Annotated in this window: 10 protein-coding genes; 2 read left to right on the top strand and 8 right to left on the bottom strand. The window is 37.7% G+C overall.

Features of this window, described 5'->3' with window-relative positions; genetic code table 11:
- Positions 1-51: 51 nt before the first annotated feature.
- The gene (locus tag ACRDEC_RS02345) at positions 52-5,451 is read right to left on the bottom strand and encodes a GEVED domain-containing protein (RefSeq protein WP_431496719.1); all 5,400 of its coding nucleotides are present in this window, start codon (positions 5,449-5,451) and stop codon (positions 52-54) included.
- Between the two features lie 295 nt (positions 5,452-5,746).
- Between ACRDEC_RS02345 and ACRDEC_RS02350 the strand changes: the two genes are divergently transcribed.
- Complete coding sequence (locus ACRDEC_RS02350) at positions 5,747-6,223, top strand: regulatory protein RecX (protein WP_431496720.1); 477 nt, start codon at positions 5,747-5,749, stop codon at positions 6,221-6,223.
- A gap of 10 nt (positions 6,224-6,233) precedes the next feature.
- Here the strand turns inward: ACRDEC_RS02350 and ACRDEC_RS02355 are convergent, their stop codons facing one another.
- From ACRDEC_RS02355 to ACRDEC_RS02385, 7 genes are all read right to left on the bottom strand, one after another.
- Positions 6,234-7,391, bottom strand: a complete 1,158-nt coding sequence (locus ACRDEC_RS02355; RefSeq protein WP_431496721.1) for a beta-ketoacyl synthase N-terminal-like domain-containing protein — start codon at positions 7,389-7,391, stop codon at positions 6,234-6,236.
- Positions 7,392-7,501: 110 nt separating this feature from the next.
- Complete coding sequence (bioA, locus tag ACRDEC_RS02360) at positions 7,502-8,773, bottom strand: adenosylmethionine--8-amino-7-oxononanoate transaminase (RefSeq protein WP_431496722.1); 1,272 nt, start codon at positions 8,771-8,773, stop codon at positions 7,502-7,504.
- 11 nt (positions 8,774-8,784) lie between these two features.
- Positions 8,785-9,405, bottom strand: coding sequence for a dethiobiotin synthase (bioD, locus tag ACRDEC_RS02365; RefSeq protein WP_431496723.1), 621 nt, complete (start codon positions 9,403-9,405; stop codon positions 8,785-8,787).
- Positions 9,406-9,461: 56 nt separating this feature from the next.
- Positions 9,462-10,079: a hypothetical protein gene (locus tag ACRDEC_RS02370; protein WP_431496724.1), complete on the bottom strand. Its 618-nt coding sequence runs from the start codon at positions 10,077-10,079 to the stop codon at positions 9,462-9,464.
- Positions 10,069-10,572: an RNA polymerase sigma factor gene (locus ACRDEC_RS02375; protein WP_431496725.1), complete on the bottom strand. Its 504-nt coding sequence runs from the start codon at positions 10,570-10,572 to the stop codon at positions 10,069-10,071. Before ACRDEC_RS02375 ends, ACRDEC_RS02370 begins: the two co-directional genes overlap by 11 nt.
- A gap of 9 nt (positions 10,573-10,581) precedes the next feature.
- The gene (locus ACRDEC_RS02380; protein WP_431496726.1) at positions 10,582-11,436 is read right to left on the bottom strand and encodes a TraB/GumN family protein; all 855 of its coding nucleotides are present in this window, start codon (positions 11,434-11,436) and stop codon (positions 10,582-10,584) included.
- 73 nt (positions 11,437-11,509) lie between these two features.
- Positions 11,510-12,667 (bottom strand): aminotransferase class I/II-fold pyridoxal phosphate-dependent enzyme, encoded by a 1,158-nt coding sequence (locus ACRDEC_RS02385; protein ID WP_431496727.1) that lies wholly within the window; start codon positions 12,665-12,667, stop codon positions 11,510-11,512.
- Positions 12,668-12,911: 244 nt separating this feature from the next.
- Between ACRDEC_RS02385 and ACRDEC_RS02390 the strand changes: the two genes are divergently transcribed.
- The gene (locus ACRDEC_RS02390; RefSeq protein ID WP_431496728.1) at positions 12,912-13,718 is read left to right on the top strand and encodes a DUF3667 domain-containing protein; all 807 of its coding nucleotides are present in this window, start codon (positions 12,912-12,914) and stop codon (positions 13,716-13,718) included.
- Positions 13,719-13,852 lie beyond the last annotated feature (134 nt).

Here is a 13,852-nt window from a genome sequence, read left to right on the forward strand (position 1 = left end):
AAGAAAATCCCTCAATTGAGGGATTTCTTCATCTGTATATTTTTAAAATAGTTAGAAAACAATTTTCCTGGTTATTGTCTGTCCGTTTTCTAAAGTGATTTTTACAATCAAAGCCTGATTGCTTCTCACGATTGAATTCACAACAGCCTGAGCTGCATTTACATTCTTTTTAGCCGCTAAAGACTGACCTAAAACGTTATAGACAGTAAGCCCTTTAATGTTTTTCAACGAAGAGTTGATTTTAATATCATTATTTAACGTGTTTATGACAATACTGTTTTCTGCCGATTCAAAATCCGGGTTGCTCAAAGTCGCATTGGTATAACGCAATACAAAACGATTATTCATAACTCCCTGGTTTGCTGTAAATTGATATGGGGCATTGCTTAAATTATGAATCACATTCAATGCTTTATCTTCCAGATAAATCGTTTGTGCGTTACCAGAGAATAATCCGTCAACTGAAGCGACTGCAATGGTATACGTTCCGTTTGTAGGCAATTTAACACCCATAGGAACCGTGTCATCTGCATTAAACGGCAATGCTCTACCCTGAATAACTAACGGTTCATCATTTACAATGGAATAGAAATCCTGAGTGTTTTTCCGGTCTGAATACGCATCGTATAAACGGTCTTTATTTTGAGTAGCGCCTTCAATATAACCTACTAAGGCTCTGTTTACATTTCCTGTAGCAGAAACTAAATCAACCCAGATTCTATGACGTTCTATACTGTTCGCGGTATTTTGCTGACCAGCGTTTCTGTAAAACTGATCGTTTCTGTGTCCTGTATTTCTTAATGTATTTTGGAATGTAACATTTTCAGTTGTTGCTGGTCCGTCATTCATCAAAACGAAGAAAGATTGCCCTGCCCCAATGTAACCGTCAAAACCATTTTGAGTTGACGGTCCTGTCGCATTGTAAACAATATAATCACTTGCAGAATAGTTATAAGCATACGAACCATAGAACGGATTAGTTGCAGCGTTACTTGGTAATGTTCCATGCGTCCACACACGAACAGACCCTTCAATATTCGCATTTAATGCTAAAAAGTCTACGGCACTGATTGCTGAAGGATATGGATTTCCGATCAGATTCCAGTTGTCATCATTTTTAGTTATGACAACTCCATTTGTACCTGAATAATCTACTCCTGTGAAATTTCCTCTTTCAATAGAAGCGCTTATAACTCCGTTATTAGGAACTCCTATAAAATTAGCAGTCATTGCTTGAGGTGTAGCGTTAAATCCGTTTGGCGCTCTAATAATATATCCTTTACCGATACTCATATTTTCGTTGGCATTTTGCCAATTTCCAAACCCTCCGTTAGGATTAACAACCGAAGAATTCCATTTCCAAATTTTACTGAAAGACGTTCCCGGAGAAACATTTGCAACAGCAAAACCTGCAACCGGTGACGACCAATAAACATAATCTAACAAACGGATGGTAGCCACACGCTTCATGAAAATATTTCCGGTATTTATTCCAGCATCGTTTACCTGTACTAACGATCCGTCATCCAGAACATCCAAAGTACCATTAACCGTTAAATCATTCTCAATATTGATGTAATGATTAGCAGTAACTGTAGCAGTAAATCCTGTATTTACAATCAAGCTACAGGCATCGATATCTCCATGAGTTGTTGTATTGTAATTTCCATTGATTATAGTAAGTTTTCCTACGGAAGGGGTTCCGTTAGACCATCCCGTTCCATTCCATATTGTTGAAATTACATTTAATTGGGCTGCATCTGAAGCAATAGAACAAGTTCCTCCTTCAGTCACCTGACAATAAAACTGATAACCTCCGTATGAGCCGACAGTACCATTTAAGCTCAAAGCATTGGAAGTTTGCCCTGTAATGATAAGCCCTGGCAATGTCGTCACCGCTGTCCATTCTGTTGCAATTCCGTTATTATAAAACCATTGATATGTTAGGCCGCCACCGCTTCCTGCTGTAGCGGTAACCGTTAAATTAGCCGTAGAGCCACAAGCGGTTACATCAGTAGGATTTGTATTTACCGTTGGCGTGTTATTAGAAGAAGTAAATGGTACCATACCCAGATTCGCGCAAGATTCATTAAGATTAGTGGTCCAGTCCGCGGCATTAAAAACAGCAGAAGGCCCGGCAGCAGCTAGATTTCTTATGATGGAGTACCCTTTCTCATTAGGGCAGTGGACTCTATCAACTATAACATTATTTTTGATAAGCTGAATTTCGTCATTCTCATTGATTCCATTGGCTTTATCTGTGAAATTAAAAGCCATAGCACCACAAGAAGAATCTGAACCTAAATCAGCTAGATACGTTCCTCCAGGCGCAATAATTCCTGAAATATCGACTGTTCTTATTCCGTTGGTAGTCCCTATATCTCCATAACGGATCAATTTATAATCAGCTCCCACCGCATCTAAATTTATCGGATTGCTTGTCGGATTATACAATTCCATATACCACGAATTCCCTACAAGAGAGTCATAAACTTCCGAGATAATCAAATCTGTCAGATTATTTCCGTTAGAACATGTCCCTGTTTTTTGGATTTGAGTGAAATTACCCGAGACGACTTTACAGCCTCCTTCAGTAACAGTTATACTTCCAGTTGTTGATCCTGTAGGGACAGTAGCGATTAAGGTGTTGCTGTCTACAAAAACCACAGTGGCATTTATGCCGTTAAAGCCAACTGTTGTTCCAGCCGAGAAGTCTGTTCCTATTAGGGTTACTTCTGTTGCTGTTGGCCCGGATACCGGAACAAAACCTGTCACAGTATGCGTTGGCGTACAGGAGCTGGTGATATTTATCGTATAATCTTCTACTTCGCCGTCAAAACCAGTCAGGCAAGGAGAGGAATCTCCATCATAAGTTACAATAACGCGCATGCTTGTTGGCCCGGTTGTGGCAGATAGGGGAACATTGATGGTAAGTGGGGATGAAGAACTTAAGCCATTGCTTACATTCGTAGCAGAACCTAAATCAAATGCTTCTCCCGCATCATTAAAATCAAAATCGTGGTTAAAATCAATCCATACAAAAGCTAAAACCGTAAAGTTCCCATCTGTATTTATTCTGGCTGACATCGGATAGCTTGCCCCTTGTTCCAGGTCTGTTGAAATCCCTGTATAATCTGAATAACCTGATGGTTTCGCCGATGTGTTGTTAATTGTATTTAAAGTTACATTCGTTATTGATGTTTGGTAGGTTGTATTTCCATTTGAAGTACAATAAGAAAGTGATGTTGTAACATTTCCTAACAAAGGCGAAGTCGTATTATATGCCGTAACGCAAGACCCTGAATTATAAGAGAATACAAAAGTATAATATGGTATCCCTGACGACAAGCCCGAAACTGAAAAAGAGGTTGAAGTTCCTACATAAGCAACGGTGCCATCTCCCAATGTATTTCCAGCTGCATATGTTACTCCATTTACCGGTAAATCGCCCACAGCCAAGATTGAGCTGGTACTATAAACAACTAAATACCCGCTTGGTACAGGTGATGCAGCTGTAAAAGAACCATTAAACCCAGCTTGGGTTACAGATGAAAAATTCAATGCAGTCGGTTGAGCTGCCGGAGTTGTACATGCTGCCGACGGTGGCCCGCAGGTAATCACAACATCATCCAAATACCATGTATTAAAAGAAGAATTAAATCTAAAGGTTACATTGTTTTGTAAAGACAAATTTACTCCAGCAACATTAGTTAAGTCTACCGTTTCATTTGCTCCTGCATTATTTGTAGCAAAAGAGTAACACGAAACCCATACTCCTGCACCTATCTTGTAATCAATTGTAGCAGTCCCTGGATTACTGTTATCTTGGTGAAATTGCAAAGAGACGGGGTTATTAACAGCAGGTGAAATTAAATCATCACCCGATCCAAGTGCCCTGCAAGGTGATGCAGCACCGTAATGAGTTGCAACAGCATCTAATGCGGTTCCATTGTTAGCCCAATCAGCAAAGCTTACAAAATCTTCGCTTACGCAAGGAGCTGTTGGTGTCGTGCAATTTGAAGAAGGAATCGTTGCAGACGTCCTGTAATTCATGGTTTGCGCTACACTTATATATGAATTTAACGGTATTAAAACAAAATAATAATTTGTATTTGAAGAGAGACCAGTTGCCGAAAACGTTGTATCTGTCCCAGCCAAGGAAGTATAACCCATAACTGTAGCGTCCCCTATAGTTGTTCCGGCAGTGTAAAAAACTCCATCAGTCGGAAGACCTGTCGGGACGGATCCTATTTTACTTAAAATCAAGTACGCTTTACCATTTGTTATGGTATTGGCTGCTGAAAAATTCAAATCAATCTGACTTGAAGAAATCGTTGTACATGTAAAACTTGCCGCATGCGCTGTAGGCTCCGCACTCATAGTGTAAGCAACAGTACTTGTCGGAGAAGCTAAATTATAACAATCCCCCGTAGTATTGTATTCGTATGCTGTAACTCTATATTCCGTACCGGGATTCAATCCGGTTATTGGAGCTGCAGATGTTCCTGAGCCTCTGAAAATCACTCTATTATTCACGTCTATCTGACCTGCAGTTGCCCAATCTAAACTAGCTGTATATGTTGTTCCTGAAACAGGCAGCGCATTCACCAATGAATTATCCCGAATTACAACTATTGTGCCGTTTCCATTTCCGGAAGTCCAGTTTATATCGAAACCGTTCAAGGTGGAATTGCTTGTTCCTATAGCCGATGCCTGAGTTGAAGGTCCTGTGCATCCTGCAGATAATGCAGCATTCACTGTGACATCATCAATTGCCATTGAATGATCGTTTCCTGAATCATTCAAATCCTCCCATCTCAACATTATTTCTTCCCCTACAGGAATACTTACAGCTATGACAACTGATATTCCGGCTACTCTGTTTGCCGTTGCGTTTCCATCTAAAGCAAGTGCTGTAGCTGATAGTTGAGGTGATGTAAATGTTGATGGTGCCGCTGTCCAGCTTCCTGTTGTCAAACTGACCACAGTTGCTCCTGTTTGATAGAACAAGGACAAAGTTTGTGCCGAAGCATTATCTCTTCTCCATTGCTCTCCTGTCCAGGTAACCGTTATAGAACTAATTGCCGATCCGGTGGTATTTTTCAATCTCCATCCTATATATCCTTTACCTGTACCTGACCCTCCTGTAAAAGCATTTGAAGCATAATAACCTAACCCTCTGTCAGACAAAGCATTTATCCCTGCCACACCAAAGGCATAAAGACCGGCTGCTGTAGTAGTTCCTGTTCCTGCTCCATAAGCAGTTATCGTCGTGCCTGTTCCGCTTGATGTATTTGCATACCATCCGGTAACGGTAGTATTATCAGCCCAAGTGCCAGAGGTTAAGGCATTAAAATTCTGAGTGTAATTAGTTGACCCTGCCGCAATATTAAACTGTCCCCAGCTTAGCCCAGAGAACAATAATGAAAAAATAAGTAATTTAATTTTCATAAAAAAAAACAATTTGTTAGTGAGATATTCCTGCTGAAATTCAACGAGTTAAAATTCAAACAAGGGCAACAAACATAGTATAAAATTCTAATAAAACGAATGTAGCATTGTTGAATTCACATTATTTTATCGTTAATTCTTTAAATTTCTCAATGATTTTGTGTTTTTTATAAATTATTTCCTACAATTAAGGAAGTGGATTGTTTTTTGTTAAGGCTTTTTATAACTTAATTCAGGAATTAATCAACAACCTTCATAAGAATTGTAGTATTTTTGAAATCAGTTGTAACTTTTTATGCAAAAAAAAATCTTTACTTTTCCTCAAGCCGTCCAAAAGCTCGAATATTATTGCAGTTATCAAGAAAGATGCCATAATGAAGTGGTCGATAAATTGAAAACCCTTGCAATGTCATCTCAGGAGATTGATGAAGTTATTGCGCACCTGATCCAAAATAATTTCCTGAATGAAGAGCGTTTTGCCTGTAGTTTTGCCCGAGGGAAACACAATATTAAGCATTGGGGAAAAGTCCGAATAATTAACGAACTGAAATTCAGAAATATTACCAAATACAATATCGAAAAAGCACTAAAGGAAATCCCACAGGAAACCTATCTGCATAATTTTCATGCTCTCACCGAAAAACATTGGGAATCAATCAGAGAAACCAATTTAAATAAAAAGAAAAAAAAGTTCTGTGATTTCTTGCTTCGGAAAGGATTTGAAAGCAGCTTGATTTTTGAGAAATTGAAAGATTTGGAAATCACTGATTAGTCGCTGAATTTTATTCTCTACTGATTAAAACAGAAACCGCATTTCCCCCAAAACCAACCGCATTTACCAATACTTTGCGGATTTCTTTCCTTTCTGGCTGCGCTTTCGCAAAAGGAACTCCGATAAATTTCTGGTGATCTATCATCAAAATAGCCAACTCAATACTCAAAATCCCAGACGAACCGAAAGTATGTCCAATTTTCCATTTATTCGTAGTCAGCATCGGAAGGGATGTACCAAAAACTTTCTGAATGGCTTTGTATTCGGACAAATCTCCTTTTATTGTTCCTGGCGCGTGCATTACTATTGCATCTACTTCCGATAAATCTGTAGTTTCCAGTGCCATTTTCATTGATTTCTGAAAGCAATCCGCTTCAGTGGAAATGGAAATATTGTGTTCTAGGATGTCTGTTGCATAACCGATTCCTTCAATATAAGCCAATGCATTTTCTTTTTCTCCAATTTCAAGACAAGCCATAGCGGCTCCTTCACCCAAAACCATTGAATTTTTGGTTTTCTCTAAAGCAAATGACTGACATGGGTATTCCGATTCTAAATTGGAATAGATTTTTAACGCTTGCATTTGGGCTATTGTAAAAGGCGTCAAAGGAGCTTCGCTTCCGCCCACTAAAAACTTATCGACCATTCCGGCCCGAAGCCAGGCAATTCCATTTAAAATAGCGTGTAAAGCGGTAGAACAGGTTATAGAATGAGAAACTTCCGGTCCGGCTGCCTTTAGATCATGGGCAATCCAAGAGGAAATATTACCCAATGTAGTTGTAGGTGAAGCCAATGTAGCTGTTTTCCCTGTTTCAATAAATTCCTGGTGGTGTTTTTCGAATAATTCAGTGGCGCCACGAGAGGAGCCAATGTTGATTCCAAAAATATCATCTGGAGTCCAGCCTGCGTTTTTTACTGCTTGCCTCGCTGACAAAATACCATACAAAACAGAATTATCCAGAGATTTATATTTAATTTCTGAAGCCCTGAGTTTTGAAACCATTTCCAGTAATTCTTCTGAAATAGCAGCTACAGAAACGCTTTGTCCTCCTATTTCCTTTTTTGCAATCAGGGAAGTTTCCTTTAGGTATTCAGCCCAGATTTTCTCAGGTTGATTTCCCAAAGGAGAGAAAGAAGACAAAGCTGTTATGGCAATTTTTGGAATCAATGTCAATATTAAATTACAATTGTGATACATAGCCCTGATAGCAGTGGAAATCCTTTTTATTTTTCTTTAAAATAAAAAGATTACAACGGATAGCGGGAATAGCTCCAAAATTACACTATTTCTAAAGCTTCTTCGATAATTTTATATACTTTTTGCAGTTGGTCATCTGAAATAATATAGGGCGGCAGGACATAAACTATGTTGCCTACGGGACGCAGGAGAATTCCTTTTCCGATGAAGAAATTGTACAGTTTGTTTCGAAAATTCCCGTAATAGCTTTCTGTAGATCCGGTTTGGATTTCCAAGGCAAAAATGACTCCGAGAATGCGGGTGGTTTTTACTTTTGGATGGTTTTCGATTTTCTGTTGAAAATTCAAATGCTGCTGATTGATTCTTTCCAGATTTTGCTGCATTTCATCCGATTCCAGTAATTGCATACTTGCCAGAGCAGCGGCGCAACCTGTTGGATTTGCTGTAAAAGTATGCCCGTGAAACAATGCTTTATTGACATCGTCGTCATAGAAACCATCGAAAATTTCCTGTGTAAACGTTGTAATTGCCATTGGAATAGTGCCTCCGGTCAGTGCTTTTGACAAACACATCATGTCCGGTTGCACCGTCAGGTAATTACACGCAAAATTTTTACCGGTTTTGCCAAAACCTGTCATGACTTCGTCAGCAATGGTAAAAACGTTGTACTGCTGACAAAGAGAGATAAGTCTGTCCAGTTCCGAAGCTTCATACATAACCATTCCGGCCGCACCTTGCACTAATGGCTCAAAAATAAACCCGGCAAATTCTTGGGTTGCAGCCAAATTTTCCAACGCTTCAAAGCTCGCTTTTTCGTTGCCTTTTGTGGGTACCGGAATCCTGGTCACTTCAATCATAGAACCTTGAAAAGCTTCGGTAAAAAATGAAATACCACTCGCCGCCATGGCCGCAAACGTATCGCCGTGAAAGGCATTTTCAAAAGCGATGATTTTGGTTCTTTTTTCACCTTTGTTATAAAAATACTGCAAGGCAACTTTTATGGCAATTTCCACAGCAGTGGAACCATTGTCTGAGAAAAAAAGTTTCTTCTGATTGTCTGGTACAATCTGCATTAGTTTTTCGGCAACCAAAACTGCCGGTTCGTGTGTAAAACCACCAAACAAAACATGCTCTAAAGTCGTTAGCTGCTTGTAAATAGCATCTGCAATAAACGTATTGGAATGTCCGTAAGGATTTACCCACCAAGAGGCAATGGCATCAATATATTCTTTGCCGTTTTCGTCCCAAAGCAGTGCGCCTTCGCCTTTTACAATGGCAATATGAGGTTGCGCTGTTTTATGCTGAGTGTAAGGATGCCAATTGTATTTTATATCTCTTTCTGAAAGATTCATGTGATTTTGGTTTATTTCAAATTCAATAGATTGTCACGAAACAAATCTGCATAATATTGAATTACATTTTGGTCAAAATATGGTTCGTTTTCTATACGCCCAATCATTTTTATGTTTGTTTTCTTTAGAATGATTTCTTCGGAAGACTGATTTTCATCACCGGAAAAGATAATTCCGGCTATATCGATTTTTCTGTTTTGCAAAGCTTCTATTGTCAATAAAGTATGATTGATACTTCCCAAGTAATGCCTCGAAACAACAATAACTTTATATTCTTTTTGAATTAAATCGACAACACAATCCGTATCATTCAACGGAACGAAAAGTCCTCCTGCTCCTTCTATAACCAATGTTTCAGTTGTTTCAGGCTCTTTTATTTTTTTGAGATCGATATTTATCCCATCCAATTTGGCCGCAAGATGAGGGCTCGCCGGCGTGTTTAACTGGTAACTGTTTTCGTGGATTTTCGTTTTATCATTCGAAATGTAACTCTTGATTTTATGACTGTCGGAATTATCTAAATCGCCTGCTTGTATTGGTTTCCAATAATCTGCTTCTAAAGCTTCTGTAATAATAGCCGATGCAATGGTTTTACCTACATCAGTGGATATTCCCGTGACAAATAGTTTCATTTAAATTGAATTTATGCAAAAATAGAAAACCCATCGTTAAGATGGGCTTATTTCATTTATTCTTTTAATTCGTCTATGACTTTTCGAATTTCTTTGGCATATTTCCCATAAAAATGGTTCACCCACCATTCTGTAATAAAAGCGACCGAAACCATCGCTCCAATAAAAACACCAAACAACATTCCTAACATGAAATCTCCCGATTTTTTATGCAAAATCACATCAATCATTTCTTGAGAATGGTCTTTTACAATAATCATCCCCACAAAAATTAAAGCAAAAGGCATTATGGAATAGGTAAACGATTTATACAATTCCATATTCAATCTTACATCGAAATACGTATCATATAAGTTGTCTTTTGTATTTGTATTTACAGTATTTAATCGTTTATAAAACAAAAACAGTTTGGCTAAAAAATAAGCGCAAATCACCACAAACAATACAAATAATCCATAAAACGCTGTGGTTAATAAAGGCGGAAATTTAAATAGCACGGGTATGCCTCCCAAAAAAATAATCGATATAATTTGATACACGAATTCCTTTTTCAAATTCTTTCTGATGTTATCTAAAGGCATGTTTGCCGATTTTAATTTCTCTATTTGTGTTGGAACAACCACTTTATCGGTTTCTTCGTTGTTCCAGGCGGATTGTATGTCTTTAAAGTCCATAGCCTTGTTGTTTTATAATTTCTTTTAATTTTTCTTTAGCACGATTAAGTTTTACCCTGGCATTTCCTTCAGAGATACCTAAGTTAGCTCCAATTTCCTTATGGGAAAAGCCTTCCAACTGATAAAAGATAATCGCCTTATCTATCTTATCTAATTTTTGCACAGCACGATAAAAATGCTCTAGTTGACTTTCTTTTATGTGTGCATCATTCTCTTCTTCCCTGATGTTTTCGGAGGCAATTTCATATTTATCAACTTTTCGTTTTTCTTTTTTCAGAAAAACAATCGAAGTATTGATAGCTACACGGTACATCCATGTTGAAAATTGACTTTCTCCTCTAAAAGTGTCGTATGCCTTCCAAAGCTGACAAACTATTTCCTGGAACAAGTCCTGTTGATCGTCCCAATTGTCCATATACATCTTGGAGACCTTATACAGTATTCCTTTGTGCGTTTCAATCCGGGTTAAAAATTCTTTTTCCTTTGATTCCAAAACGTTGGTTTAATTCATTATTGGTTTTACGGTATAACCGGACTTTCTCAACAGGCTGATTACTCCTTGCTCTCCTCCCAGATGTGCCGCTCCTACGGCAAAGAAAACACTTTCATTTTTCATTAGTTCAGGCATTTTAATTGCCCAGTTTTTATTTCGAATATCCAACATCCATTTTTTTCCTTCAGCATCCATAAATTTAGGATTGGTGGTCATTTGATAAATTTCAGTCAATGCTTCCGAATTGTATATTGCAGTTAATCGTTTAAAGTAGTCCGAATCATAATAGTTTAGCTGATTGATAAGCTCGTGTGATGAGTAGGATTTACCAAGAAAATCCATCTGATCGTTAATTTTTTCTAATCCTAAAGTTTCTATTTTCCTCCCAGCTGCCATTTTAAAAAACTCCAATTCATATAATTTTGGGGTACAATCCAGCGATTTGAACATTACCATACTCATGATCGATACCAAAGTATAATTTTCAAAGTTTTTGGCTCCTTGTCCTAATTTTTGCTTTAAAAAAGCATCCAGCTTTTGGTAATCTTCCGTACTTACGATTTTGCTTAATGGCTCTTTGCTTATTCCCGATTGTTGCATGGCTGTCACTTCGGAAGCGTCGTCAAAATCGAGTTCCAAAGCCAGTTTGTCCGCTTTTTCAAAAGCGCTTTTCGTTTTTTCAGTTATTTTAAAATCCGATTCGCACATCATATGAACTGTTCCGTACAAATAAGAGGATTTTGCCAAACCTTTTCCGGAGATTTCCCACAATAATGAATTTTCTATTTGAGTTGTTTGCGCGTTTGTTGTAATTCCCATTACTAATGCTATACCTGTAAGTACCGATTTGATTTTTGTTTTCATAATTATCTGGTTTATTTGATTACGACTCGTAAGTAATCAAAGAAACAAAACGTTACAAAATTTTTTTGAATTTTTAAAGAAGTGAGTAAATACGGTGCATCAAAGCCGAAATTTCTTCCTTGGAATTGTAACTATGCAGGCAAATCCGCAATCGTTCTTGTCCTTCAGGAACCGTTGGTGATAAAATCGGTTTTACATCAAAGCCGTTTGCCTGAATTTGTTTTGCAATCGATTTAACCCTTTCATTTCCCGGAATTATAGCGGATTGAATGGCTGATTTACTCCTTACAAACATAGGTTTCAGACCTAACAAACTCTTTTCCTGATTAAAATAAACGATGTTTTCCCGCAACTTTTGAATTATTTTGTCTTCCGTTTCCAGATTTTGATAGGCCACAAGAATTGTTGCAACCGAATGCGGTGAAAGTCCTGTTGTATAAATAAAACTTCGGGCAAAGTTGACTAGATATTCTTTCAATTCCCGGCTTCCTAAAACAGCTGCTCCGTGACAGCCCAATCCTTTTCCAAAAGTTATAATTTGAGCAAAAATTTTACTTTGCAATCCTAAACTTTGGATCAATCCTTCTCCCTTTTCACCAAAAACACCCAATGAATGTGCCTCATCCACTACCAGATTGCAATTGTATTTCTCTGACAATTCAACCAAATTATCCAATTCAGGACAATCACCATCCATAGAAAAAACGGTTTCAGTAACGATGTAAATTTCATTTTTTGGATTTTGGCTGTGTTCAGTCCGGAAACGCTGGATAAGTCTTTCCAAATCTTCCAGGTCATTATGTTCAAATTTGTACGATTTTGCATTCGAGAGCTGAATTCCGTCTCGAATAGAAGCATGGCATAACTCGTCAAACAGAATTAAATCATTCCGTTGTGGAACAGCACTAAAAAAGCCGAGATTGGCATCGTAACCCGAATTGAAAATTAAAGCCGATTCGCTCTGATGGAAATGGGAAATAAAATCTTCGGTTTCATGATATATGGCATGATTTCCGGAAAGCAGCCGAGAGCCTGTAGCACCATTTATTTTGATATTCCTATCGAGTAAAAGCTGATGTGTTTTGTTGAAAATCGCTGAGGAATGGGCAAATCCGAGGTAATCGTTGGAGGCGAAATCGATTAAATCACCAGAAAATGAAAGATTGCGCAAAGCATTGTTTTGTTTGCGTTGCTGTAGTTTGTGTTGTAATGATTCTGGAAGCTGTTTCATAGTATGCAAAGATAGAAAAGTAAATTAATTACAAAGAAGCAGGAGTTCTGTGTTGCAATCGAGGGTTTTAGCCCAGATAGCAGTGAAAATCCTTGTTATTGCCAAGCGGATTTTACTCTTTTACACAGATTATAATGCAATAACAAGATTGAAACGGATAGCTGGAAATAGCTGCAAAAAAAACAAAGAATAAAAATATTTAACCGAATGACGGAATTTGTATCTTGCATTAAAACAAAACAATATGGAATCGATTTGCAGGAACTGTGAAACAAATTACGCTAAGGAATATAATTATTGCCCAAATTGCAGTCAGAAATCAACGTTGCACAGGCTGACTTTTCATGATGTATTACATGAAGGGCTACATTATTTTACGCATGCCGACAAGGGTTTGTTCCAGCTAATCCGGGATTTGGCAAAAAAAAGCGGTATTGTTGCACGTGAATATATTGAAGGAAAACGCAAAAAATATTTTCCGCCTCTTACTTTCTTTTTCCTAATTGCAGCAGTATTTGTTTTTGTGGCAACTGTGGGCGAACCCAAAGTAACCCCAGATGTGCTTAAAGCTCATCCTGAATTGAATAAAATTGTGAGCCTTGCAGAGAGACAAAATGCTATTCACGTTTATGAACGCGGTAATAAGGTTCAGCATTTTACGAATAAGTATTCGAATTTGATGGCGATGTGCTCCTTACCTTTGACAGCGCTGATTTTTTGGTTATTTTACAGAAAAGCCAGATACAATTATATAGAACATCTGGTTGCTGGGATGTATATGCTTGGATTTTGTATTTTGATTTATGCGCTGCTAATCCTTCCGACATCTTATTTGTTCCATTTTGGAAATAATTATGCCGTTCTGGTATTTTTTGTATTCCAACTCTTTTATTTTACCGTTTTTTATCATGGCTTTCTGAATAAAAAAAGTAAAACTGCTTATATTAAATCTTTATTAGCAAGTATTGTCAGTATTTTTGTCTGGGTAATATTTTCGGCATCAATAATCAGGATATACATTACCTCCGGTTTTTGGGGGATGCTTAAATAGTAAAGATTGATTCTTTTTGAGTCGTCCTAAAATAGGTTGACAAGTTTTACAATAAATTAATTAAAACCAGTGAAGTTAACTTCACTGGTTTTTTCATATACAAAGTTAGGTGTTTTCATATTTAAACTCAAATG

It is taken from the genome of Flavobacterium sp., from assembly GCF_050696275.1.
Classification (GTDB): domain Bacteria; phylum Bacteroidota; class Bacteroidia; order Flavobacteriales; family Flavobacteriaceae; genus Flavobacterium.

Bases quoted from the DNA above. Each gene is read 5' to 3' on its own strand.
- ACRDEC_RS02345 (WP_431496719.1), bottom strand. From the start codon at position 5,451: ATGAAAATTAAATTACTTATTTTTTCATTATTGTTCTCTGGGCTAAGC.
- ACRDEC_RS02350 (WP_431496720.1), top strand. From the start codon at position 5,747: ATGCAAAAAAAAATCTTTACTTTTCCTCAAGCCGTCCAAAAGCTCGAA.
- bioA (WP_431496722.1), bottom strand. From the start codon at position 8,773: ATGAATCTTTCAGAAAGAGATATAAAATACAATTGGCATCCTTACACT.
- bioD (WP_431496723.1), bottom strand. From the start codon at position 9,405: ATGAAACTATTTGTCACGGGAATATCCACTGATGTAGGTAAAACCATT.
- ACRDEC_RS02370 (WP_431496724.1), bottom strand. From the start codon at position 10,079: ATGGACTTTAAAGACATACAATCCGCCTGGAACAACGAAGAAACCGAT.
- ACRDEC_RS02380 (WP_431496726.1), bottom strand. From the start codon at position 11,436: ATGAAAACAAAAATCAAATCGGTACTTACAGGTATAGCATTAGTAATG.
- ACRDEC_RS02385 (WP_431496727.1), bottom strand. From the start codon at position 12,667: ATGAAACAGCTTCCAGAATCATTACAACACAAACTACAGCAACGCAAA.
- ACRDEC_RS02390 (WP_431496728.1), top strand. From the start codon at position 12,912: ATGGAATCGATTTGCAGGAACTGTGAAACAAATTACGCTAAGGAATAT.